The organism is Veillonella parvula (assembly GCF_032472435.1).
Lineage (GTDB): Bacteria > Bacillota > Negativicutes > Veillonellales > Veillonellaceae > Veillonella > Veillonella parvula_N.
Genome location: NZ_JAWEGM010000001.1, coordinates 492,246 through 516,365, shown reverse-complemented (window position 1 = coordinate 516,365; position 24,120 = coordinate 492,246). Strand labels below are relative to the sequence as shown.

General features: G+C 36.9%; 24 protein-coding genes and 1 riboswitch. Of the genes, 23 read left to right on the top strand and 1 reads right to left on the bottom strand.

The genetic code is table 11. The annotated features are described in order from the left end of the window. The 6 genes from der to E7A03_RS02350 all read left to right on the top strand — a co-directional run bounded on the left by der (window position 1) and on the right by E7A03_RS02350 (window position 4,527). Window positions 1-1,335: a ribosome biogenesis GTPase Der gene (gene der / locus E7A03_RS02375; RefSeq protein WP_316073628.1), complete on the top strand. Its 1,335-nt coding sequence runs from the start codon at window positions 1-3 to the stop codon at window positions 1,333-1,335. Next, complete coding sequence (gene plsY, locus E7A03_RS02370) at window positions 1,335-1,931, top strand: glycerol-3-phosphate 1-O-acyltransferase PlsY (RefSeq protein ID WP_004696947.1); 597 nt, start codon at window positions 1,335-1,337, stop codon at window positions 1,929-1,931. Before der ends, plsY begins: the two co-directional genes overlap by 1 nt. A gap of 3 nt (window positions 1,932-1,934) precedes the next feature. Further along, window positions 1,935-2,933: an NAD(P)H-dependent glycerol-3-phosphate dehydrogenase gene (locus tag E7A03_RS02365; protein WP_316073627.1), complete on the top strand. Its 999-nt coding sequence runs from the start codon at window positions 1,935-1,937 to the stop codon at window positions 2,931-2,933. Window positions 2,934-3,000: 67 nt separating this feature from the next. After that, on the top strand, window positions 3,001-3,552 hold the full coding sequence (rsmD, locus tag E7A03_RS02360; protein WP_316073626.1) for a 16S rRNA (guanine(966)-N(2))-methyltransferase RsmD: 552 nt from the start codon (window positions 3,001-3,003) through the stop codon (window positions 3,550-3,552). A 4-nt stretch (window positions 3,553-3,556) separates the two neighbouring features. Beyond that, window positions 3,557-4,048, top strand: a complete 492-nt coding sequence (coaD, locus tag E7A03_RS02355; RefSeq protein ID WP_004693226.1) for a pantetheine-phosphate adenylyltransferase — start codon at window positions 3,557-3,559, stop codon at window positions 4,046-4,048. 11 nt (window positions 4,049-4,059) lie between these two features. Beyond that, entirely contained in the window at window positions 4,060-4,527 is a 468-nt protein-coding gene (locus tag E7A03_RS02350) for a hypothetical protein (RefSeq protein WP_004693228.1), read from the top strand. A gap of 164 nt (window positions 4,528-4,691) precedes the next feature. On the opposite strand, the gene E7A03_RS02345 is transcribed toward E7A03_RS02350, so the two are convergent. After that, window positions 4,692-6,407, bottom strand: coding sequence for an Rqc2 family fibronectin-binding protein (locus E7A03_RS02345; protein ID WP_316073625.1), 1,716 nt, complete (start codon window positions 6,405-6,407; stop codon window positions 4,692-4,694). A gap of 127 nt (window positions 6,408-6,534) precedes the next feature. Here E7A03_RS02345 and E7A03_RS02340 point away from each other — a divergent pair, with 127 nt between their 5' ends. From E7A03_RS02340 to rpe, 17 genes are all read left to right on the top strand, one after another. Then, window positions 6,535-7,416, top strand: a complete 882-nt coding sequence (locus tag E7A03_RS02340; protein ID WP_012864304.1) for a YicC/YloC family endoribonuclease — start codon at window positions 6,535-6,537, stop codon at window positions 7,414-7,416. A gap of 14 nt (window positions 7,417-7,430) precedes the next feature. Then, complete coding sequence (gene remA, locus E7A03_RS02335; RefSeq protein ID WP_004695657.1) at window positions 7,431-7,700, top strand: extracellular matrix/biofilm regulator RemA; 270 nt, start codon at window positions 7,431-7,433, stop codon at window positions 7,698-7,700. Between the two features lie 8 nt (window positions 7,701-7,708). After that, a complete protein-coding gene (gmk, locus tag E7A03_RS02330) occupies window positions 7,709-8,338 on the top strand; it encodes a guanylate kinase (protein ID WP_012864305.1) in 630 nt (209 codons plus the stop codon). A 4-nt stretch (window positions 8,339-8,342) separates the two neighbouring features. Next, window positions 8,343-8,558 (top strand): DNA-directed RNA polymerase subunit omega, encoded by a 216-nt coding sequence (gene rpoZ / locus E7A03_RS02325; RefSeq protein WP_004695660.1) that lies wholly within the window; start codon window positions 8,343-8,345, stop codon window positions 8,556-8,558. Between the two features lie 52 nt (window positions 8,559-8,610). Continuing rightward, entirely contained in the window at window positions 8,611-9,816 is a 1,206-nt protein-coding gene (coaBC, locus tag E7A03_RS02320; protein ID WP_316073624.1) for a bifunctional phosphopantothenoylcysteine decarboxylase/phosphopantothenate--cysteine ligase CoaBC, read from the top strand. A gap of 41 nt (window positions 9,817-9,857) precedes the next feature. After that, window positions 9,858-11,522, top strand: coding sequence for a SulP family inorganic anion transporter (locus tag E7A03_RS02315; protein ID WP_316073623.1), 1,665 nt, complete (start codon window positions 9,858-9,860; stop codon window positions 11,520-11,522). Between the two features lie 44 nt (window positions 11,523-11,566). After that, a riboswitch (SAM riboswitch) is annotated at window positions 11,567-11,667 on the top strand. A gap of 49 nt (window positions 11,668-11,716) precedes the next feature. Further along, a complete protein-coding gene (metK, locus tag E7A03_RS02310; protein WP_004695665.1) occupies window positions 11,717-12,907 on the top strand; it encodes a methionine adenosyltransferase in 1,191 nt (396 codons plus the stop codon). Between the two features lie 62 nt (window positions 12,908-12,969). Continuing rightward, complete coding sequence (priA, locus tag E7A03_RS02305; protein ID WP_287525417.1) at window positions 12,970-15,153, top strand: replication restart helicase PriA; 2,184 nt, start codon at window positions 12,970-12,972, stop codon at window positions 15,151-15,153. Window positions 15,154-15,166: 13 nt separating this feature from the next. Continuing rightward, window positions 15,167-15,655 carry a peptide deformylase gene (def, locus tag E7A03_RS02300; RefSeq protein ID WP_012864309.1) on the top strand — a complete coding sequence of 163 codons (489 nt, stop codon included), beginning with the start codon at window positions 15,167-15,169 and terminating at the stop codon, window positions 15,653-15,655. Continuing rightward, window positions 15,648-16,658, top strand: a complete 1,011-nt coding sequence (gene fmt, locus E7A03_RS02295; RefSeq protein ID WP_287508933.1) for a methionyl-tRNA formyltransferase — start codon at window positions 15,648-15,650, stop codon at window positions 16,656-16,658. The genes def and fmt overlap by 8 nt, the downstream gene beginning before the upstream one ends. Further along, window positions 16,642-17,436 carry a DUF116 domain-containing protein gene (locus E7A03_RS02290; RefSeq protein WP_316073622.1) on the top strand — a complete coding sequence of 265 codons (795 nt, stop codon included), beginning with the start codon at window positions 16,642-16,644 and terminating at the stop codon, window positions 17,434-17,436. The genes fmt and E7A03_RS02290 overlap by 17 nt, the downstream gene beginning before the upstream one ends. After that, entirely contained in the window at window positions 17,417-18,772 is a 1,356-nt protein-coding gene (gene rsmB, locus E7A03_RS02285) for a 16S rRNA (cytosine(967)-C(5))-methyltransferase RsmB (RefSeq protein ID WP_316073621.1), read from the top strand. The genes E7A03_RS02290 and rsmB overlap by 20 nt, the downstream gene beginning before the upstream one ends. 18 nt (window positions 18,773-18,790) lie before the next feature. After that, window positions 18,791-19,837: a dual-specificity RNA methyltransferase RlmN gene (gene rlmN, locus E7A03_RS02280; RefSeq protein ID WP_101928242.1), complete on the top strand. Its 1,047-nt coding sequence runs from the start codon at window positions 18,791-18,793 to the stop codon at window positions 19,835-19,837. After that, window positions 19,830-20,531 (top strand): Stp1/IreP family PP2C-type Ser/Thr phosphatase, encoded by a 702-nt coding sequence (locus E7A03_RS02275; RefSeq protein ID WP_004697417.1) that lies wholly within the window; start codon window positions 19,830-19,832, stop codon window positions 20,529-20,531. The genes rlmN and E7A03_RS02275 overlap by 8 nt, the downstream gene beginning before the upstream one ends. Window positions 20,532-20,558: 27 nt before the next feature. Beyond that, window positions 20,559-22,484: a Stk1 family PASTA domain-containing Ser/Thr kinase gene (gene pknB / locus E7A03_RS02270; protein ID WP_042466902.1), complete on the top strand. Its 1,926-nt coding sequence runs from the start codon at window positions 20,559-20,561 to the stop codon at window positions 22,482-22,484. An 8-nt stretch (window positions 22,485-22,492) separates the two neighbouring features. After that, entirely contained in the window at window positions 22,493-23,356 is an 864-nt protein-coding gene (gene rsgA, locus E7A03_RS02265; protein WP_012864314.1) for a ribosome small subunit-dependent GTPase A, read from the top strand. Window position 23,357: 1 nt separating this feature from the next. Beyond that, window positions 23,358-24,008 carry a ribulose-phosphate 3-epimerase gene (gene rpe / locus E7A03_RS02260; RefSeq protein WP_012864315.1) on the top strand — a complete coding sequence of 217 codons (651 nt, stop codon included), beginning with the start codon at window positions 23,358-23,360 and terminating at the stop codon, window positions 24,006-24,008. Window positions 24,009-24,120 lie beyond the last annotated feature (112 nt).

Sequence of the window (24,120 nt, the reverse complement as noted above, 5' to 3'; positions counted from 1 at the left end):
ATGGCAAAACCATTAGTGGCTGTTGTAGGCCGTCCAAATGTAGGTAAATCTACACTTTTTAATGCCATTGTTAATAAACGTATCTCTATCGTTGAAGATATTCCGGGGGTAACAAGGGACCGTATTTACTTCGATGCAGAGTGGTTAAATCGTGAGTTTACAATGATCGATACTGGTGGTATCGAGTTCATTACTGAAAATAGTCATGTTATTCCTAAGATGATGCGATTACAAGCTGAATTAGCTATTGAAGAAGCGGATGTAATTTTATTTGTCGTCGATGGTAAACAAGGTATTGTACCTGCTGATGAAGAAGTTGCAAATATTCTTAGAGCTAGTGGAAAACCTGTTGTACTCGTAGTTAATAAGATTGATAGTGTAAATCAAGAGCCGAATATTTATGAATTCTACAATCTTGGTTTGGGGGACCCCATTGGCATTTCCGCTAAAAATCTTATGAATTTAGGTGATTTGCTGGATGATACTGTTAAACATTTTCCACCAGTTGGCACTAATGTAGATGATAAAGATACTATTCATGTTGCCGTTATTGGTCGTCCAAATGTAGGTAAATCTTCTTTGACTAATGCATTATTAGGACAAGATCGTGTAATAGTATCTGATGTAGCAGGTACTACTCGAGACTCCATTGATACGTATTGGACTCATGAGGGCCAAAAATTTGTACTTATTGATACGGCGGGAATGCGTCGTAAGTCTAAAATCGAAGAAGCCGTTGAACGATATAGTATTGTCCGCTCTTTGCGATCAGTAGATCGTGCTGATATTGTAGTTCTTGTACTAGATGCTCAAGATGGTGTTACAGAACAAGATAAAAAAATTGCAGGTTATGCTTACGAAGCGGGTAAAGGTGTAGTCATTGTTGTGAATAAATGGGATCTTGTTGAAAAAGATGACAAAACAACATTGCGATTTACTGAAGATATTTATGATGAATTAGGTTTTTTACAGTTTGCACCTATCCTGTTTGCTTCTGCTTTAACTAAGCAACGTATTCACCGTTTAGCTGATATGTTGAAGTTTGTATCTGAACAACAATACCGCCGTGTATCTACTGGGACGTTAAATCAATTATTACAAGATGCACAAACCGTAAATCCTGTACCATCTCGCAATGGTAGAATTCCAAAAATCTATTATATGACGCAAGCTAGTGTTAAGCCGCCTACATTTATTTTATTTGTAAATGAACCAGAGCTAATTCACTTCTCTTATATGCGTTTCTTAGAGAATCGATTGCGTGAGTCCTTTGGTTTTGAAGGAACTCCGATTCGTTTAGTATTACGTGGCAAGAAACGGGATGATGAAGACTAATGGATATTATGATTATTGTATATGCTGTATTATCATATCTTATCGGATCAATTCCTAGTGGATTAATTATAGGTAAGCTTTTCTTTAATACAGACGTACGACAATATGGCTCTAAAAATATTGGCGCTACTAATACATATCGAGTTATCGGACTTAAAGCAGCCTTACCTGTATTTTTATGTGATGCTTTAAAAGGGGCCGCAGGAGTAGTGCTACTCTCACCCTATGGGCCTATGTTTATGATCTTAGGTGGTATTCTTGGGATGATGGGGCACAACTGGTCTGTTTTTCTGGGCTTTAAAGGTGGTCGTGGCGTTGCTACGGGTTTAGGTGTACTTATTGCTCTTTCACCAATAGTAGCATTGATTTGCTTTTTGGTATGGGGTGTTATCGTATATTTCACTAAACTTGTATCTTTAGGCTCTATCATTGCCGCTGCATTAGTACCAGTACTGATGTATTTCACTGGAGAATCCTTCTGGTTTGTTGGCTTTGGCGGATTAGCAGCTTTGTTTGTCATTGTACGTCACTGGGATAATATTAAGCGTCTACTTGCTGGAAACGAGTTAAAAGTAGAGCGCATTAAAAAGGATTAAATAATGAATGTTGTTGTTATCGGCTCTGGTAGTTGGGGGACGGCCCTTGCTATTAAATCCGTTTTAGCTGGAAATACTACAACTATATATTGTCGTCGTCCAGAATTTGCGAATAAACTTGCAAAAGACTTAGAGAATAAAGACTATTTACCAGGTGTAAAACTTCCAGAAGAATTACAATATAGTTCTGATTTAGAGGCTTGTATTAGTAATGCTGAAGTGGTATTAATGGTTACTCCTTCTGTACATGTACGTACCAGTTTAGAGGCTATTAAACCGTATGCTCATAAAAATCAAGCCTATATTCTATGTTCAAAAGGTGTAGAACGAAGCAGTGGGAAACTTTTGACGACTGTGATGAAAGAGGTTTTTGCTACCATAGGGTGTAATTTAGCGGTTTTGTCTGGACCTAATCATGCAGAAGAGATTGGGCGTAATTTGCCTGCTGCCTCTGTGTTGAGTACAGAGAATCTAGAAGTGGCTACAACATTGCAAAAGGCATTATGTAGTCAAAATTTTAGAATTTATGCAAATACTGATATGATTGGTGTTGAACTAGCAGGAGCCACGAAAAACATCATTGCCCTTGCAGCTGGTATTGCAGATGGTTTAGCTTTAGGGGATAATTGTAAGGCTTTACTATTAACACGTGGTCTTCATGAGATGACTCGCTTTGGGGTGGCCTTAGGGGCCCAAAAAGAAACCTATGCTGGTCTTGCTGGTATGGGGGATTTGATTGCTACTTGTATGAGCCCACATGGTCGTAACCGTGCGGCTGGTCAAAAACTAGCCGAGGGTAAGACGATGGATTTTATTGTTAATCATACTAATATGGTTGTAGAAGGATTTTTCGCAACAGAAATTATTTATAAAATGGCTTGTAAACATCAAATTGAAATGCCTATAACGAAGGCTTTATATGAGGTTTTATACGAAAAAAAATCTCCATCCATAGCATTAGCTGAGTTGATGGGGCGTGATATTAAAATTGAAGTATCATAAATAAAAGATACTTTTAATTTGGTTATTTATATACTATAATTAATGAGTATAATCTTGTGAGGGTTGTATGCGAATTATTGGCGGAACTGCTAAGGGACATGCTATAAAAGCACCTAAAGGGTTAGATACTAGGCCTACACTTGATCGTGTTCGTGAAAGTGTATTTAATGTATTAGCAAATAGAGGTATATTTGGTTCTGATATACTAGATATATTTTCTGGCACTGGTGCAGTAGCAATTGAAGCCTTAAGTCGTGGTGCAGCACATGCAGTAGCAGTGGACTTTAAAACGGGAAAACTAATTTTAGAGAATGCTAAACATTGTCGTGTGGATGATCGGTTAGAAATTATTCCGAGGAAACTTTCACAATTAAAAAATTATATAGTAGGGCGACAGTTCGATTATATATTTTCTGACCCGCCATATGAAAATGGATTTATACAAGATACCATAGATTTGGTTGTAAACTATGATTTGTTAAAACCTGAAGGTGTTTTATTATTAGAACATCATAAGGATGAGGTTTTTACCTTACCAGAATTATGGGAATGTATAAAAGAACAGAAATTTGGTTATACGGTAGTTTCCTATTTTGTAAAGACAGCCGAAAGGAGCTAAACCTGTGCGTATAGGTGTATGTCCGGGTAGTTTTGACCCAGTTACTAATGGACATGTTGATATTTTTGAACGGGGCAGCCGATTGGTTGATAAATTAATCATTGCTGTCAGCTCAAATCCGAATAAAAATTCCTTATTTTCTATGGAAGAACGGGTTGAGATGATTCGAAATTCTGTCAAACATATTCCTAATGTTGAAATTGATTGTACAGGTGGCTTGCTCAATGAGTATGTTAAATCCAAGAATGCTACTATTATTATTCGAGGATTACGTGCATTGAGCGACTTTGAATATGAATTTCAGCGCGCATTATTTGCAAAATATTTGGATGATGACATTGAAACAGTATTTATTATGACAAATAACAAATACTCTTTTGTCAGCTCCACGGGTATTCGTGAACTAGCTAAATTTGGTGGTAAGCTAGATGGTCTTGTTCCGGATGATGTTAAGGAAAAACTTGAAGAACGCTTTAATACGGTCCATAATAAATAGGGGTGAATTGTATGAAAACAGAAAAATTATTAGAAGATTTAGAGGTTCTTATTGAATCTAGCAGCCGTATTCCTATGACTACAAAACGTATGGTTGAGGAAGACGAAATTATGCGTATTATTGATTCTATTCAGGAATCCTTACCTTTGGAACTTGAAGAATCTCGTCGTATTGTAGCAGATAAAGATAAAGTGTTAGCTGATGCTCAACGTCAGGCTGAAACTTTGATCGATCAAGCTAAAGACTACATTGCTAAATTGACAGCTGAAAGTGAACTTGTAAAACAAGCTCAAGAACAAGCTAATCAAATTATTAATGCAGCAAATCAATCCTCTGATGAGCTGAAAGCTAGCTCCATTCAATATGCTGGTGATGTTCTTAAATATGTTGAAAACAACTTGGAGAAAACATTGGAAAGCTTGCGTCAAAATCGTGAAAGTTTGAAACAAACCGAACAACGTACAGAAGAAAACCAATAGTTTAAACAAAGGCTAGATATCATATTATATCTAGCCTCTTTTTATATTTTAAAGTCCATAGAAAACTTAAGATAAGTAATATCAAATTTCAGATCAATATGTAAAAAATAATGTGAGCAAAATAATAAGCCAAAAATAAAAGCGAAGGGATACCTTCGCTTTTATCATTCTCTATAGTTTTCTGGCTTTTTAGGCTCCACAATCATAGTTTGATGGGTATTAAAAATAACAAATCCAAAAGGAGATCCAGGTGGCTTTTTGATATTTTTAATGTATGTATAATCTACCGGGACCTTACTAGTATCACGAGCTTTACTAAAGTAGGCTGCATATTGTGCTACTTTAGATAAAATCATATCGTCTGGCTCAATATTAAGTCTCAAAATAAGGTGGGAACCTTGGATATCTTGTGTATGGAACCAAATGTCAGTTGGCTTTGCAAATCGGTGTGTTAAATATTCGTTTTGCTGATTGTTACGACCGATGAATATTTCACCTTCATCAATTGTTAAGTGAATGTAGTTAGATTTACCTAGTTTGTAAGATAATGGTTTTTTTGATTTTTTTATAATGCCTGCATCCATACATTCTTTGCGTATTTCTTCTAAACTTTCACGAGTGGTGGCTAAAGAGATACTGTACAGAATGGATTGTAAGTATGCTAGTTTTGTGGTACTAGCATTGAGTTGGTACTCGCCGCTAACCATACGATTCTTTAGTTTTGTATAAAGCTTATAATACCATTGTGCATTTTCCACAATCGTTAAGTTTGGCTTTAAAGGAATCGTTAAGATTTCGTTTTCTTCGGAAAGAAGATTTTGCAATTCAATAGAAGGCTCATATTGCACTTGAAGGTGTGCATTTATCATTAGAAGATCACCATATAATTTATAGGTTTCCATTTTCTTAGTATCTTCTAATTCATCTTTAATCTTTTGATGGCGACCTTCTTCCTTTTTGATGGCTGCTGTTAAGATTTTTTCTAACTCTTTATCAGCTGTATGAATTGCTTTAGTATTATGAATGGATTTCTCTAAGGCTTCAGAAATAGTGTTATATTCTTTTAATACCTTATAGTTATGTAATAAAATACTTGCGTAAGCTTTTTTATTGTTATCGTTGACTAAAATAAACAAACTTTTGCTATTTTCGAGTTTTACCTTGAGGTCGTACAAGGCTTTAGCAAGTGTATCTAGTTGAGAAGTATCTAAATCAGTTATGATTTCTTCACCACTTAATTTGGAAATATATAAAAGTTCATCCAATAAAGGTTTACCAAAACCGTTAAAGATAGCTCGAATAGATTGCTGCACAGAACCATTACCAAAGGAAGTAAGTAGATTTTTTATTTCATTATTATCAAAGTCCATTAAACTTACGCGATTAGCATTTGGTGGTAAATCATACTGTAGCTTTGGACTAATAGAACGTTCACGGTTCATGAGTGGAGAGACGTGAATTAAAGATTCTAAAATAATACCGTCTTGTACAAAAATACAATTGGAATATTTGCCCATTAATTCAACATAAATATATGTACTCGTAATGGAACCGTCCATTTCAAGTTTATCCGTTTGGATGCACATGATTCGGTCGCCATTGATTTGTTCCACCTTTACAATGCGGCTACCTTCAATATGCTTTCGTAAGAACATACAAAGTGAGCTTGGTTCTTTTGGTAAATCTTGCAGTGGTTGACTAAGATACATTGCTGGTGTAGCACCTACGGTAATGATCAAGTTTTGGTCTTCGTTGAGTGCTCGAATTTTAAATAATAATGTAGTTTTATCTATTTGATATAGTTTTTGTATTTGACCTGTTTGTAATCGCTCGTTTATTTCTTTAGCAAGTACAGACATGGTGAGTCCGTCTAAATTCATAGTACTCCTTTCAAATATATTTAGAAGTATAGTTTAGTATACCATAGTGTACATATAATTCTTAGTATTTAAACACGGATTGTGTAATTCGTGGTACAATAATAAAAACTACTAAGGAGGATGATTTATGAAAAGTATGACCGGTTTTGGTTCTGGCACAGCAACCAAAGATGGTATTACCTGTACTGTAGAAATTAAGTCCGTAAATGCACGCTTCTTGGATCTATTTATTCGTAGTCCAAAACAAATGAATCCTTTTGAAAGTATTATTCGTGGAATGATACAAGATCGCATTACTCGTGGTAAGGTTGAGGTATCAGTTTCTATTCTAGATGCAGGAGAGCGACCTAAAACTTTCACTATTAATAGTGTATTGAGAAAGCAGATACAAGAGTTATTGGTACAAGAGGAGTTCTATGATAACCCCAAAAAGGTACCTTTACAAGCTGTAAATTCGATTTCTAACGAATGGATTCAACAACAAGATACACCAATTGCTGAAGAGGTACTTTCAGATATTGTAAAAGAAGCAACTACTCAAGCATTAGATGCTTTAATAGCAATGCGAACTGCGGAAGGTCAACATATCAATCAGGATTTATTAGAACGTATCGGAACACTTGAATATATAATTACTAAAATAGACACTAATAAAGCTGGTGCTGTAGAAGCATATCGCGAACACATAAAAACTAAGATTCAGGAATATTTAATTTCTTTAGAAGCGAGTATTAGTGAAGATCGTTTTATACAAGAAATTGCTCTATTAGCTGATAAGACGGATATTACGGAAGAGATTGTCCGATTTACCTCTCATGTGGTACAATTAAAAAATACACTTGCAGATACAAATTCAATCGGTCGTAAGATTGATTTTATTTTGCAAGAAATGAATCGTGAGGTAAATACAATCGGCTCCAAAGCAATGGATTCGATTATTACTGAGTTTGTGGTTCAACTTAAATGTGAGTTAGAGAAAATTAGAGAACAAGTACAGAATGTAGAGTAATAGGAGGTCTATGAATGAGTATTCAATTACTGAATATAGGCTTTGGTAATATGGTATCTGCTAACCGTGTTATGGCTATTATTAGTCCTGAATCCGCCCCTATAAAGCGGATGGTTCAAGATGCTAGAGATAAGGGATTGCTCATTGATGCCACATATGGTCGTAAGACACGTGCTGTATTAGTTATGGATAGTGGTCAAATTGTATTATCTGCAATTCAACCTGAAACCGTAGCACATCGACTTGTGCAACATGATGTGGATGTAGATACAGTGGAATCATAGGAGTGCATATGTCAGACAGAGGATTATTAATCGTTATATCCGGGCCATCTGGCGCAGGTAAAGGTACGATTTGTGCGAATATTCGTAAAGAAATGCCTAATTTAGTTTATTCCGTTTCTATGACAACCCGTGCTCCACGTGTGGGTGAAAGGGAAGGAATTAACTATTTCTTCCGCTCTAAAGAGGAATTTGAGTCTTTGCTTAGTGAAGACGCATTCTTAGAATATGCTAAGGTATATGATAATTACTATGGTACTCCAAAACAGCATGTAATGGATTTATTAGATGATGGGAAAAGTGTACTATTAGAAATCGATATTCAAGGCGCTATGCAGGTTAAGGAACGTTTTAGCGATGCTGTATTTATTTACATTGTACCGCCGTCACTATCGGAGTTATCTGAACGTTTACATAATCGTGGCACAGATGCTAAAGAAGTCATTGATAAACGATTGTCATTGGCTTGTTCAGAATTAGCCTTAGCTCATCGTTATGACTATATCGTTGTAAATGATGATTTAGCAGAGGCTTCTGAAAAGGTTGCCTCTATCTTGCGAGCTGAGTCTTGTAAGATTAGTCGTAATAAAGAGCAAATTCAATATATTTATAAACAATATCAAGAGTCTAAGGAGAAGTGATGGTATGATGGTAAAACCTCCATTAAAAAAATTGGAAAGCCAAGTAGATAGCAAATATACATTGGTGACTTTAGCGGCTAAACGCGCTCGCGAATTAACAGATGGCGAACCTTGCTTAGCAGAATCTACACATGCGACTGACAAGCCTGTATCTTTGGCATTTTATGAAATTGCTGAAGGTGAAGTGACATATAAACGCACTAAAGAAGGCATTAAATAAAAAATCAATTCCTTGTATCAATGATACAAGGAATTTTTAAAAGGAGAAGAACATGCGCGGAAAACATATCATTGTCGCAGTATCTGCAGGTATTGCAGCGTATAAGGCAATTGAAGTGGTAAGCAGACTTCGTAAAAAAGGGGCTGAAGTAAAGGTTGTAATGACACAAAATGCAACGCATATTGCGTCACCTTTAACATTTGGTGAAATTAGTGGACATCCTGTAGCTTTAGACATGTTTGAACAAGTTCATCAGTGGGATGTAGAACATATTGCACTGGCCACTTGGGCAGATGCATATGTAGTTGTGCCTGCGACAGCAAATGTGATCGGAAAAATTTATGCAGGCATTGCTGATGATATGTTAACTACAACAATTATGGCCACCACGGCACCTAAGTACCTTTGTCCTGCTATGAATACAGAAATGTATAATAATCTTATTACTCAACGCAATTTAGAAGGATTACGTTCTTTGGGCTACCATATTATGGACCCTGCAGAAGGTTGGTTAGCTTGTGGCATCACTGGTGTAGGACGTTTACCGGAGCCCGAAGCAATTGTGGATTGGCTAGAAGCTAAAATGTGCAGCACCAATGAGCTTGAAGGTACTACTATACTTGTTACAGCTGGCGGAACACAGGAGAGTATTGATCCTGTTCGGTATATTGGAAATCGTTCTAGCGGTAAGATGGGGTATGCCATTGCAGAACAGGCTGCACGCATGGGGGCTAAGGTGATATTAGTAAGTGCTCCCACATCCTTGCCTATACCAAATGGCGTAGACTTTATTTCTGTAGATTCCGCGGTATCTATGCAGGAGGCTGTTGAAGCTCGTTATAATGATGTTAATGTAGTTATTATGGCTGCCGCTGTTTCTGACTTTAGAGTCCTTCATAAAGCAGAGCAAAAAATAAAAAAAATGGAGTCTATGACCATAGAACTTGTAAAAAATCCAGATATTCTACAAGGGTTGGGCTCTAAAAAAAGTCATCAAATTCTTGTTGGTTTTGCGGCAGAAACAGAATATGTAATCAAGTATGGTCAGGATAAAGTGGCTAAAAAAAATCTAGATATGCTTGTAGCCAATGATGTAAGCAAATCGAATGCAGGTTTTAATGTAGATACGAATGAAGGCTATTTTTTATATCCTGATAAAGAGCCTAAAGAAATGCCTAATATGAAAAAATCTGACCTTGCTCGACATATCCTTAGAGAAGTTATTGATTTAGTAGCAAACAGAGCTGACATAAATTAATTCTTGTGTGTGTTGTTTTAAAAAGGGTGTGTTTTTCTTACATGTTTGCTATACAAAAAGCATATTTAGACGGCTCATTAGGAAAAGGAAAATGGAGTAATAATATTATCGCCGGATTGGTCGTAGGGGTTGTGGCTCTGCCTTTAGCAATGGCCTTTGCTATTGCTAGTGGAGTTACACCGCAAGCGGGCATTTATACGGCAATCATTGCAGGTATATTTGTATCCTTGTTTGGTGGCTCCCCTGTTCAGATTGCGGGCCCTACAGGGGCATTTATCGTTCTATTGAGCAGTATCGTTGTCAATTATGGCTTTGAAGGCTTACAAATTGCGACCATGATGGCAGGGATTATTCTCGTTTTAATGAGCGTTGCAAAGTTAGGAACGGTTATACGGTTTATACCCACACCTGTTATTATGGGTTTTACAGCGGGTATTGGTGTTACAATTTGGGTGGGGCAATGGCCATATTTCTTTGGATTTCCACCGTTGCCTTATATGGCTCATTTCCATGAAAAATTATGGGCTATGATTCAGTCCTTACCATACTCTGACTTACCTACATTGGGGATTGCGATCTTAAGCTTAAGTCTACTGTTAGTTTTACCTAAAATCCCATGTATTAATAAAATTCCAGCTCCCATTGTAGCTATGATTGTTGCTACGGTTATTCAAGCCATCTACCAATTTCCTACGGTTTTAACCATTGGTAGTGCATTTGGTGGCATACCTCAAGGTTTGCCAGAATTTTCTGTACCAAAATTGAGTTTTGATAAAATCTTATCCTTAATCGGGCCGGCTTTTACAATTGCCATGCTAGGCGCTATTGAATCCTTATTGTCTGCAGTTGTTGCTGATGGTATAAGTGGAACCAAGCATGAATCTAATACTGAATTATTTGGACAAGGATTAGCTAATATATTTGCGCCATTGTTTGGTGGAATTGCATCAACCGGTGCTATTGCGCGAACTGCCACAAATATTCGACAAGGTGGTAATTCTCCGATGGCAGGTATTGTTCATGCCATTACATTAGGTGCCATTCTTTTATTTTTAGCCCCATATGCAGTGTATATTCCGTTGGCATCTATGGCAGCCATATTATTTGTAGTAGCCTACAATATGAGTGATGTACCACGTTTTATACGAATGCTTATTCTCGCACCTCGTCCAGATCAAATAATATTATTGCTTACCTTTTTCCTGACTATTTTTACGGATTTAGTAGTAGCTGTAAATGTAGGTGTAGTACTTGCAGTGTTGCAGTTTATGCGCAAAATGGTTAATACAATTGATGTGCATGAAGCAAGTAGTGCCGAATTATCAGCTCAGATTAGGCATGAGATTACAATCCATCCAGAAATAATGGTATACACTGTAGATGGCCCATTATTCTTTGGTGCTATAAGTGCATTTGATAGAGCGTTAAACTCTATACATAAAGATCCTAAATATTTAATCATTCGTTTTGTAAAAGTACCATTTGTAGATTTAACGGGTTTACGTATTTTACGAGGTATTATTGAAGAACTTCAAAAAAGAGGCATAGAAGTTTTGCTTAGTGATGTGAGTTACGATATACGTAGAGAGATGTATAAATCTGATTTCTTGGATATTCTGGGCCGTCATCATATGTATCGTCAGTTTGAAAGTGCCCTTCATAAGGCCGAACATGATTTAGCTTTAAAAGAGGCAAGAGAGGTATAATAATGACTTGCTTTCTCACTGTAAATACACTATAATATTTTTGTAACTCATCAAGAGTAGTGGAGGGATAGGCCCTGTGAAGCTACAGCAACCATTCCAAGCGGAAAAGGTGCTAATTCCTATGACAAATGTCGTTAGATGGGAGGGTCTCTCATGAGTGCATGAGAGACTTTTTTTCGTATTAGGAGGATAAAATGGCTGAAAAACATATGTTTTTTACTTCTGAATCTGTTACTGAAGGCCATCCAGATAAAATAGCTGACCAAATTTCTGATGCTGTTTTGGATGCGATTATTGAAAAGGATCCAACTGCTCGTGTGGCTTGTGAAACTTTAGTTACTACTGGTTTAGTTCATGTAGTAGGTGAAATTTCTACTCATACATATGTTGATATTCCTCGCATCGTACGTGATACAATTCGTGAAATTGGTTATACTCGTGCAAAATTTGGTTTTGATTGTGATACTTGTGGTGTACTTGTATCCATCGATGAACAATCTGCGGATATCGCCATGGGCGTTGATGAAGCACTTGAATCAAAAGATGGCAATGGTGAAGTGCTTGATAAAATCGGTGCTGGTGACCAAGGTATGATGTTTGGCTATGCATCTAATGAAACACCTGAACTCATGCCTTTGCCAATTTCCTTGGCACATCGTTTATCTCGTCGACTTACAGAAGTTCGTAAGGATGGGACTTTAACTTACTTACGTCCAGACGGTAAAACTCAAGTTACTGTAGAATATGTTGATGGTAAACCTAAGCGCATTGATACAATTGTTATTTCTACGCAACATAGCCCTGAAGTGACCCAAGAACAAATTAAAGCCGATTTGAAGCGTTATGTAATTGACGCAGCGTTGCCTGCTGAATTCGTTGATGAAAATACTAAATACTTCATCAATCCAACTGGTCGTTTCGTAATTGGAGGCCCTCATGGTGATGCTGGTTTAACTGGCCGTAAAATTATTGTAGATACATACGGTGGTATGGCCCGTCATGGTGGCGGTGCATTTTCTGGTAAGGATCCATCTAAAGTGGACCGTTCTGCAGCATACGCAGCACGTTATGTAGCTAAAAATGTTGTAGCAGCAGGTCTTGCTGATAAATGTGAAGTGCAAGTTGCTTATGCAATTGGGGTTGCTCATCCTGTATCTATTTTAGTTGATACTTTTGGTACAGGTCGCATAGAGGAAACAAAAATTCAAGAGCTTGTTAAAAAACATTTCGACCTTCGTCCAGCAGGAATCATTGAAATGCTTGATTTGTTAAAGCCTCATTATCGCAAAACTGCAGCGTATGGTCACTTTGGTAGAACTGATGTGGATTTACCTTGGGAACGTACAGATAAAGCACAAATTCTAAAAGAAGAAGCTGGCTTATAATACAAAAGGTCTTGGTAGAATTTCTACTGAGACCTTTTATAATAAACGAAAGGAAATAATGTATGCGCGTAGCACAAGTTATAATTAACAGACCAGCCAAACAACTTCATAAACCTTTGAGCTATTTAATGCCTGAAAAGTTTGGTAATGTTTTACCTGGTACGCGCGTACTCATTCCTTTAGGACATAGTCGTGAAGAAGGCATTCTTATTGGTTACGACGAGTTAGTTGAGCCACCAGAGTTCACTTTACGAAATATTGTGCAAGTATTAGATAGTGAACCTTGGTTTACACCGGAAATGATGGATACGGCCCGTCGTCTAAATGAGTATTATTTATTCTCTTATGGCGATGCATTGCGATTGTTTACAGTGAATAAGACATTAAAATCTTACGAGGCACCAAAGGAAGAATGGTTAGTAGTTATGCCAGAATTTTCGGTGGCACAATTTAGTGAACGGAAAAAGAAACAACGAGAATTAGCAAAATACTTACTTGAAGTGGGCGGAGCATCTAAGGCATTACTGCTAGCTAAAGGCTATTCTCGTATGGTCATTAAACAAGTGAGTGAAGCTAAAGGTATTGTCGTTGAAGCTCGTTTTAAAGCCACAAAAACAACATTTGATGAGCTTTTAACAGAAGAAGTTAATATTCCTCTTACTGAAGCTCAACAAGCTGTATATGGACCAATACAAGCTGCAATGAATAGCCATGAACATAAAACCTTTTTACTTCATGGTGTCACTGGTAGTGGTAAGACTCAATTATATTTACGTGCTACAGCAAAATGTATTAGTCAGGATAAGACGGCTATTATTTTAGTACCTGAAATTATATTGACTGATCAAATTGTGAGACGATTTGTAGAAACTTTTGGTGACGAAGTCGTAGTATTTCATAGTAAATTGACGGTACAACAACGGAACAATAATTGGGAGCGTTTGCGCCGTAAGGATAGTCACATTATTATTGGCGCTCGTTCTGCCGTATTTGCGCCAGCTGAGGATATCGGCCTTATTGTGGTCGATGAAGAACATGATCCATCTTATAAACAAGAGGATATGGTTCGATATCATGCACGTAACGTGGCATTGTGGCGTGCTGAGGCACATGGTTGTCCCGTTATTTTAGGTTCTGCTACACCATCTGTTACTTCGTACTATAAAGCTAAGCAAGGGGAGTATCATTTACTAGAGTTGCCAAATCGCATTTTTGAGCAACCTATGCCGAAGGTTACTATAGTAGATATGAAGGAAGAAATTCTTCATGGAAATTACTCCGTTTTTTCTGATGCCATGAGTCGCTTAATTCAACATACATTGGATGAGCATAATCAAATGATTATTCTGTTAAATAGACGCGGTTATAGTACTTTTGTTATGTGCCGGGATTGTGGGGAAACTATTATGTGTCCTCATTGTGATGTAGCTATGGTTTATCACCAAGCTGGTGAAGAATTGCGTTGTCATTATTGTGAACATCATGAACCAATTCCAACTGTTTGTCCCAAATGTAATAGTAAGAGGATTAAGTTTTTTGGTTCAGGCACACAAAAGGTAGAGGAAGAGTTACGTCGTCACTTTAAATCGGCCCGCATTGCTCGTCTTGATCAAGATGTGACAAAAAATAAGCAATTAGCAGAAGATATTTTACATGACTTTGGGGCTCATAAATATGATATTTTGTTGGGAACACAAATGGTATCTAAAGGTCATGACTTTAAAGATGTAACAGCTGTTGGTATTTTAACAGCCGATTCAGTTTTGAATATTCCTGTTTATACAGCTTCAGAACGAACTTTTGATTTACTTACTCAAACCTCTGGACGTGCTGGTAGGGGTGAAAAACCGGGTAGCGTTGTAATACAAACATATAATCCTTTAAATTATGCTATAATAAAGAGTAAGGCTCATGATTATATAGGCTTTTACAATGAAGAAATTAAAAATCGTAAAGCTTTAGGATATCCTCCATTTCGCGAAATGATTCATATGGTAGTGCGTCATCAAGATATGAAAATATTAGAGTCTATAGCAAATCGTATTGTCGATGACTTGGAGTCTTATAAAGGAAATCAGGATATTTTGATTAATGGTCCTTATGAAGCGCCTATAAAAAAAGTGCGCGATATGTATCGTTTAGCTATTATGATTCGCGGTACAGATTTAACAAATTTGAAAGAATATATATATAACTCATGGATTTTCACGCAAGAAGGACTGCTGATTGACGTGGATCCCGTGTAGTGTAGGAGTATCAATGGCTGTATTAGATGTTGTGAAAGCAGGTCATCCCGTTTTAAAACAAGTGGCGGAACCTGTAGAACATGTTAATAAAAAACTTAGAGTCCTTATCGATGATATGGCTGAAACTATGTATAAGACTGAAGGAGTTGGTCTTGCAGCACCTCAAGTGGCTGTAGCTAAACGTATTATCGTTGTAGATGACCAATCTGGTAGTGGTCTTATTGCGCTAATTAACCCTGAAATCACTCATGCTGAAGGTTCTCAAGTTGGACCTGAAGGATGCTTAAGTGTGCCAGGATATTTTGGAGATGTGGAACGATTTAATAAAGTCACCGTTAAAGGTATTGATCCACATAATAAGAAGGTAACTATAAAAGCTGAAGGTTTTTTGGCGCGTATTTTCCAACATGAAATTGATCACTTGGAAGGTCATTTGTTTATTGAAAAAGCAACTAACTTACGATTAATTACTGATCATCCAGAGGAGAAAGAAATTGTCTGATAATAAACAATTACGCATCGTTTTTATGGGGACACCAGACTTTTCTGTGCCTACCTTAGAGGCTTTGATTCAAGCTGGTCATTCTATTGTCGGTGTGTATTGCCAGCCTGATAAACAAAAAGGGCGTGGTAAACAAGTTCAAATGCCCCCTGTAAAAGTAGCTGCTTTAGAGCATGACTTGCCTGTATATCAACCAGTCACTTTGCGTGATGAACAAGTGAGAGCCGAATTAGAAACATTACAACCAGATGTAGTGATTGTTATTGCGTATGGTAAAATTTTACCTCCTTGGCTTATTCGATTGCCGCAATATGGTTGTATTAATGTTCATGCCTCTATTTTACCTAGTTATAGAGGCGCTGCGCCAATTCACTATGCAATTCTTAATGGAGACTCTAAAACGGGTGTTACCATAATGCATATGGATGATGGACTTGATACAGGTGATATCATCGACATTGTGGAGACAGATATTTTACCCGGTGAAACGACAGGACAGTTATTTGAACGTATAGCTGTACTGGGGGGTGAAACTATAGTACCTGTATTAACTCGTTGGGTTAATGGAGAAATTGTGGCTACACCACAAGATGATACAATGGCTACACATACTACTAAGATTACAAAGGAAATGGGGCAGATCGACTGGTCTAAGCCGGCTAATGAAATTGCAAACCTCATTAGAGGACTTAATCCAGCACCTGGATGTTATACATATCTCGATGGAAAACGTTTAAAAGTATGGTCTGGAGAAGTGGTTCCCAGTGATACGACTCACTGTTTGATTGATGTTCATGGTAAACATGTACCAATTGCTATATCAGCCACAACTGTGCCTGGTACAATCGTATCTAAAATAGCCGGTTTAGGTGTATTTTGTGGTGATGGAAATATAATTCTATTGACAGAAGTCCAACCAGAAAATAAAAAACGCATTTCTGCAATTGATTTTATAAATGGTCATCAAATAAAGGAAGGTATCGTTTTTGGGGACTCAATATAAGCAGTACGAAACGTATCCGTTATACTTGTTTTTATCAACTATTACATGTGCTTTGCTCACAGCAGTACTAGCCTTTCTAATGTATATATTAGAACCAGGACTTTTACAATTGCATCCATTTGCATCAATTATAAGTAGTGTAGTTATATCTATACTTATTGCTATTATATGGATTTTGTGCTTATCTTTAATTGTTGCTAGCACAGGTATTATACGGTTACATCCTATTGTTTTAAGACTAGCCAATCAGTTTATTTATGGATTATTTCCATTAACTTTGGCGATTGGTAAGGTGAGAGGGGTTACTAAGGATCAACTCCGCCAGTCTATGATTGATTTAATCAATCATTTAGTAATGTTAGATATGTATACGGTAGATCCAGAACGTATATTATTATTAACTCCTCACTGTTTACAAGAAAGTTCGTGTGTTCATAAGGTTACACATGATGTATATAATTGTAAGCAGTGTGGGCGATGCCAGGTTGGTAATTTGTTGCAAGTGGCTAAGGACTATGGTTGTCAATTTATAGTTGTCACTGGAGGCACCTTAGCGCGGATGAAGGTAAAGGAAGCACGGCCAAAAGCTATTGTAGCAATAGCTTGCGAACGAGATTTAGCAAGTGGAATGGCTGATGTATTTCCCATCCCAGTTATTGGGGTATTAAATGAACGTCCTAATGGGCCATGTTGTAATACAACAGTCGATTCTGAACATGTTCGAGCAGTAGTAGAACAATTGATTGGTAGGAATAGTAATGATAGAGGTAAAGACTAATCAACAACAAAATATTCGATTGCTCGCTGTAAAAGCATTGAGTGAAATTAATCGCAATGGTGCTTATGCAAATATAAAGTTGCAAGAGTATTTACAGAAATATCATCTATCCGATTTAGATCGAAGATTCTTTACTGAACTTGTGTATGGAGTCATTCGTAGAAAAAATTATTTGGATGCTATTATTGTTTTCTTTGCAAAGCGCACCTTAAAGAAACTATCTTCTATGGTTGTGGAAATTCTTAGACTTGGTATTTATCAAATTATCTATATGGATAAGGTTCCTGAAAGTGCGGCTGTTAACGAATCTGTTAAACTCGCCAAAAAGCTAACTAGAGGTTTATCTGGTTTTGTAAATGCTGTTTTACGTTCGGTTTTACGTGAAAGTGATAGCATTTCTATCGGTGAACTAGCTAAGTCCGAAGCTGAAGAAATTTCCTTTATCTACAATCAACCATTATGGCTTGTCAACTTTTGGATAAAAGAAATGGGAAAAGATAAGACCGTAGATCTTTGTTCTTGGTTTAATGAACAACCTCGTTTGACGGCTCGCATAAATACAGTGAAAGTATCTATTGAGGATTGTTTAAAAGAATTAGAAGATTTAGATTGGATTGTAAAACAGGATACATATATTCCTGAAGTAGTTTATATTGATGGACATCAAGGTCATTTAGAAAAAGCCAAACCTGTTTTAGATGGTCATATTACTTTTATGGATAAAGCATCTATGTTAGTAGCCCATGTGGTGGATCCTCAACCAGGAGAGCGTATCTTAGACTGTTGTGCTGCACCAGGTGGCAAGTCTATGCATATGGCAAGTCTTATGAATAATACAGGAGCTATTATGAGTTGTGATATTTACGACCATAAATTAGAACTGATTAATCAAAATGCTGAGCGATTAGGTGTATCTATTATTTCTACTAAGCTTCAAGATGGTCGTTATCTACCTGATAATTGGAAAGAACAATTTGATCGCGTCTTAGTTGATGCTCCTTGTTCTGGTCTAGGTATATTACAAAAGAAATTAGATATGCGTTGGCGTAAAACAGAGTCTTTACTTATTGAGTTGCCGCCGTTACAGCTTGAAATATTAGAAAAAGCTTCTAAAATGGTTAAGGTTAATGGATATTTAGTATATTCCACATGTACTATGAATAGTGGTGAAAATGAAGCTGTTCTAAATAAATTCTTGGCAATTCATAAGAACTTTATCATCGATCCTGTATCATATAAAGGGGCACCACAAGCTATAGATGGTATGATTACAACCTATCCACCGCGAGATCATATGGATGGTTTCTTTATGGCTCGCATGAAACGCTTATCATAATATAAGAAATGGAGCACCATGATAGAATTATTGGGTAAGTCTTTAGAAGAATTACAATCTATCTTTAAGACCCATAATATACAAAAGTTTCGAGCGAAACAGTTATTTGACTATATCTATCATAGATATATTTTTGATTTTGAAGACATGACACAATTTCCGAAAGACTTGCGTCAATGGCTAAATGATAATTGTGTTATTTCTTTACCTACATTAATTACAGAGTCTATTGCCCCTGATGGAAAGACTCGCAAAATTCTTGTAGAGATGACAGATCAAAGTCGTGTGGAAGCAGTTTTGATGGAGCAACACTATGGGTATTCTGTATGTGTTTCCTCTCAAGTGGGGTGTGCTATGGGATGTGTATTCTGTGCTTCTACACAAGGTGGCTTATACAGAGATTTAACAGTCGCTGAGATTATTGGACAAGTTGTCATATTTGGGGCTCTTACTAAAGAGGAAATACATTCTGTTGTCGTTATGGGCGCAGGGGAGCCGTTACAAAATTATGATAATGTATTACAAGCATTACAACTACTACATGATCCTATGATTTGTAATATTAGTTATCGTAAGATGACGATTTCCACTTGTGGTTGGGTTCCTAATATTTATAAATTAGCTGATGAAGGTTTGCCAATAACCTTAGCACTTTCATTACATGCTACAAATAATGAAGTTCGTCGTAGTATTATGCCCGTTGGGGCACGTTATGAATTGACGGAAGTCTTAGATGCGGTAAAATACTATTATAATACGACACAGCGTCGTGTTACCTTTGAGTATATTCTTATAGATTCTGTAAATGCATCTATGGATGAGGCTCATGCTTTGGGGAAAATCTGTAAAGATTTCCCAAATTGTCATGTTAACTTGATCCCAGTTAATGGCAATGAACATATTGAATTATATAAACCATCTATTACGAATATGAATACATTTAAAGACATCGTCAGTTCCTATGGTGTATCAGTAACGGTACGAAAGGAAATGGGCGATGCAATCCAAGCCGCATGTGGGCAGTTAAAGGCTGCTCATGGTCGGAAAAAGGAGAATCATGAATAATTTTGTTGGTTTAAGTAAAATTGGGCTTGTGCGCCAGCGTAACGAGGACCGTTTCTTCATTGATGGCCATATTTGTGCTGTTACTGATGGCATGGGTGGTTATAGCGGTGGTGAAATTGCAAGTACCTATGCTGTAGATGAAATAAAAGAATATTTGTCCTCCCTTGAAACGATAGGTCAACAAGACTTATGTGATGCTATTATTCACGCTAATCAACGTATTGTAAATCGCGTTGCTTGTGAAGAACGTCTTGCTGGTATGGGTACTACCGCTGTAGTTACAGCTATAAATGGTAATCAACTTTACTGGGCAAGTGTTGGTGATAGTCGTTTGTATGTATATAGAGATGGTCATTTACGACAAATTACTACGGATCATTCTATGGTACAAGAATTATTAACAGCTGGAGAGATTACAAAGGATGAAATGCTAAATCACCCTCAACGGAATTTATTAACTCGCGCAGTTGGTGTTGATGAAATCTTAGAGGTTGATAGTGGCGTAGAATCTATTCTTCCCGGTGATCGTATTTTACTTTGCACTGATGGATTAAGTGGCTATGTATCCGATGATGTAATTGCCTCTGCATTACAATCAACGGATGATGATATGTTGGTTATTGAATCATTGATGGAAGCTGTATATGAAGTCGGAGCAGGAGATAATGTGACCATTGTGGTGGGAACAATCTAATCTAGAAATGGAGAAATAATGAGTACTATGAATATAAAAGGCATACTTCTAGATAACCGCTACCGAATTGTTGATAAAATTGGCGTTGGTGGAATGGCTGATGTATACCTTGGAGAAGATACCTTACTAGGTAGACAAGTAGCAATAAAAGTATTGCATGCTAATTTTGCAAATGATGATGAATTTGTGACTCGATTTAAACGAGAAGCACAAGCGGCAGGTAAATTAAATCATCCAAATATTGTAAATATGTATGATGTAGGTTTTGATCAAAATCTACACTACATTGTCATGGAATATGTAGATGGTGAAACCTTAAAAAAATATATAACTCGTCATGGAAGACTGTCCATAGATGAGGCTGTTAAATTTACTATCGCCATAGCTGAAGGCTTAGAACACGCGCATACAATGGGCATTGTTCATTGTGATATAAAGCCACATAATGTTATTATTACCAATACGGGGCGCGTTAAAGTAACTGATTTCGGTATTGCTCGTGCAATAAATGCAACTAACACAGTTATGTATACGAATTCGATTTTGGGTTCAGCACACTATTTATCACCAGAGCAAGCTAGTGGTAAACCGGTAGACGGCAATACAGATATCTATTCATTGGGTGTTGTATTGTATGAAATGCTTACAGGTCGTGTACCATTTGAAGGGGAAACACCAATTGCGGTAGCATTAAAACATGTTCGTGAGAAGGTAGAACCTCCAACACGATATAATCCATCAATTCCTCCGCTTTTAGAAGCTGTTGTTATGAAAGCATTATCTAAAAATCCTGCTGATCGATTTGATTCTATCTCTGATATGATCAGTGATTTGCGATTATCTCAAGGTTTTACGATGGGCAAAACACAACGTCATGAACCATATGACTTTGCTACACAAATGATTCCTGCTGTTGATCCTGAAGCACTTGAAGATCTTAGTACGATTCAAGAAGAACGAAAAGAAGAGGGTAAAAAGAAGAGTATGTTAAGTAAAATTGCATCGATTCCACAAAAATACATCGTTCTAGGTGCTGCTGTCATTTTCTTAGTAGCATTTTTAGGTGCTTTCTTAAGCTACGGTAATTTCTGGAGTAATACAACAGTAGATGTACCTAATGTGGTAGGCAAACAAGTTTCTGTAGCAAAAAATATCTTAGAAGATAAACATTTGCGTGTGTCTACAAGTGAAGTCACAAATCCAGATGTGCCAGCTGGTCAAGTTATTTCTCAAACTCCTGGAGCTGGAGAGAAGGTTAAAGAGCAACGAACAATCCATCTTGTGGTTTCTAAAGGTGTAGGCGATATTACGGTGCCAGATTTAACTGATTTAACTGTGGATCAAGCCCGTCAACGACTTAAAGATTTAGGTTTAGTTGTGGGGAAAATAACACAGCAATCTGTAGATGGTAAAAAAGATGGTGTAATCATTGCTCAGAGTCCTTCCGGAGATTCTAAAGTGTCTAAAGGGACAACAATTGATCTCGTTGTAAATAAAGCGAAGGCTAAGAAAGTCAAAGTACCTAATCTTGTTGGTATGACATTAAAAGATGCTCGTGATACATTGAGTAATATTCAACTAGGTGTAAACCAAGTATCTGGATCTGTGGAAGAAAAATCTGTGGTTATAGAGCAAAGCATTAAAGCTGGCGATGAAATTGACGAAGGCTCCACATTAAATCTTACGACTGAGTTCAAAGATGATAAAAAGAAATCTGATAAAAAAGATGGAAACAGTGGTAATAAAACAACTGGTACTATAGATGTTACTGTACCAGCTGGTTCTAAAAATCAAGAACTTAAAATTGTCGTAAAAGATGATGAAGGTTCCGCAGTAATTTATGATGATACCAATAAACCTGGAGATCGTATTGTTCGAAAAGTGTCCGGTGTAGGTAATGTACGTATTGAGGTATACCTCAATGGTGCATTAGTGCAAGAAACTGCATTATAAGAGGTACTATGATTACAGGCATTGTTGTCAAAAATATGAATGGGTACTTTTATGTACAAGATGATACGGGCACCATTCATGAATGTAAGGTTCGTGGCAGACTTAAGAAAGGTCGTTATAGTTTACTTGTGGGTGACCGCGTTACGATTTCGGAGGATGGGTTCGTTGAATCCATCCATGGACGTCATAATTCGATGGTACGTCCAGCAGTAGCTAATATTGACCAAGTTGTATTAGTTGTGGCTGCCCATGAACCAGATATTAATGAGCTATTACTTAATAAAATGCTCGTTATGATTGAACATGCGGATATACCTATCGTGCTATGTATCAATAAATGTGACCTGATGGATTCAGAGACGGAAACTATGGTTGATCTTTATAAATCAATTGGTTATAAGGTTTTGATGACATCCACATATAATATGACAGGCATCGATGATTTACGTCATGTGCTTCAACATAAGGTAACAGCTTTTGCAGGTCCATCTGGTGTTGGTAAGAGTAGTCTTTTAAATGCAGTAGACCCAAAATTCGCCTTCCAGACTGGGGAGGTAAGTGATAAGATTAAACGTGGCAAACACACCACTCGTCACGCTTCTTTATATAGTTTAGATGCAGATTCTTTTATCATGGATACACCTGGATTTAGTGCTATTGAATTTAATGATGTTTCCCTTGAAAGATTGCCTACATTATTCCCAGAATTTGGTGAATATGTTGATACTTGTAAATTTAGTCCTTGCTATCATGAACATGAACCCATTTGTGGGATTAAAGCTGCTCTAGAAGCTGGTCATATTCATCAAGGACGATATGATGCTTATATGTCTATACGTAATGATATAGAAAGTCAACGAAAGAGGTTTTAATATGATAAAAATTGCACCATCTATGCTTTCCGCAAATTTTGCGGTGTTAAGCGAGGAATTAAAATCTATTGAAGCAGCGGGGGCTGATTTATTACATATCGACATCATGGATGGACACTTTGTTCCTAATCTAACCTTTGGTGCTCCCATTGTGAAAGCCATTCGTCCATATACAAAATTACCATTTGATGTGCATTTGATGGTTACTAATCCTGGTGATTATGTAGAAGAATTTGCAAAAATTGGTGTAGAATATTTTACTTTTCATCAAGAAACTGTACCTCATATGCATCGTTTGATTCAACATATCAAGCAGTGTGGGATGAAGGCTGGTGTAGCATTGAATCCTAGTACACCTGTATCTCTACTAGAAGATGTAGCTGCAGATTTAGATATGATTTTAATTATGTCTGTGAATCCAGGATTTGGAGGACAATCTTTTATTAAGAATGCCATAAAAAAAGTTAAACAAGCTAAGATATTGTTAGAAGAAGTAGACAATTCAACGGCAGTCATTGAGGTGGACGGTGGTATTAACGATATTACTTGTGTACCGATTAAAAGGGCAGGGGCTACAGTTTTAGTTGCTGGTTCTGCAGTATTTGGTGTTGAAGATCGTGCAAGTATGATTGAATCCATTCGCAATAATTAAATAAATATTTTCATAATATTCTATAATTCAAATTTGAACATAAGATCGTACATCAATAAGAAAGAGAATGTATTTAAAATAAGGAGTGAGGAATACTTAAAGAATTCCTCAC

Coding starts and splice junctions, on each gene's coding strand:
- E7A03_RS02315 (WP_316073623.1), top strand. CDS start 9,858: ATGTTTGCTATACAAAAAGCATATTTAGACGGCTCATTAGGAAAAGGA.
- rpoZ (WP_004695660.1), top strand. CDS start 8,343: ATGATGGTAAAACCTCCATTAAAAAAATTGGAAAGCCAAGTAGATAGC.
- coaBC (WP_316073624.1), top strand. CDS start 8,611: ATGCGCGGAAAACATATCATTGTCGCAGTATCTGCAGGTATTGCAGCG.
- rsmB (WP_316073621.1), top strand. CDS start 17,417: ATGATAGAGGTAAAGACTAATCAACAACAAAATATTCGATTGCTCGCT.
- pknB (WP_042466902.1), top strand. CDS start 20,559: ATGAATATAAAAGGCATACTTCTAGATAACCGCTACCGAATTGTTGAT.
- metK (WP_004695665.1), top strand. CDS start 11,717: ATGGCTGAAAAACATATGTTTTTTACTTCTGAATCTGTTACTGAAGGC.
- E7A03_RS02340 (WP_012864304.1), top strand. CDS start 6,535: ATGAAAAGTATGACCGGTTTTGGTTCTGGCACAGCAACCAAAGATGGT.
- E7A03_RS02345 (WP_316073625.1), bottom strand. CDS start 6,407: ATGAATTTAGACGGACTCACCATGTCTGTACTTGCTAAAGAAATAAAC.
- rsgA (WP_012864314.1), top strand. CDS start 22,493: ATGATTACAGGCATTGTTGTCAAAAATATGAATGGGTACTTTTATGTA.
- def (WP_012864309.1), top strand. CDS start 15,167: ATGGCTGTATTAGATGTTGTGAAAGCAGGTCATCCCGTTTTAAAACAA.
- der (WP_316073628.1), top strand. CDS start 1: ATGGCAAAACCATTAGTGGCTGTTGTAGGCCGTCCAAATGTAGGTAAA.
- priA (WP_287525417.1), top strand. CDS start 12,970: ATGCGCGTAGCACAAGTTATAATTAACAGACCAGCCAAACAACTTCAT.
- gmk (WP_012864305.1), top strand. CDS start 7,709: ATGTCAGACAGAGGATTATTAATCGTTATATCCGGGCCATCTGGCGCA.
- rpe (WP_012864315.1), top strand. CDS start 23,358: ATGATAAAAATTGCACCATCTATGCTTTCCGCAAATTTTGCGGTGTTA.
- E7A03_RS02365 (WP_316073627.1), top strand. CDS start 1,935: ATGAATGTTGTTGTTATCGGCTCTGGTAGTTGGGGGACGGCCCTTGCT.
- rsmD (WP_316073626.1), top strand. CDS start 3,001: ATGCGAATTATTGGCGGAACTGCTAAGGGACATGCTATAAAAGCACCT.
- E7A03_RS02350 (WP_004693228.1), top strand. CDS start 4,060: ATGAAAACAGAAAAATTATTAGAAGATTTAGAGGTTCTTATTGAATCT.
- rlmN (WP_101928242.1), top strand. CDS start 18,791: ATGATAGAATTATTGGGTAAGTCTTTAGAAGAATTACAATCTATCTTT.
- plsY (WP_004696947.1), top strand. CDS start 1,335: ATGGATATTATGATTATTGTATATGCTGTATTATCATATCTTATCGGA.
- E7A03_RS02275 (WP_004697417.1), top strand. CDS start 19,830: ATGAATAATTTTGTTGGTTTAAGTAAAATTGGGCTTGTGCGCCAGCGT.
- remA (WP_004695657.1), top strand. CDS start 7,431: ATGAGTATTCAATTACTGAATATAGGCTTTGGTAATATGGTATCTGCT.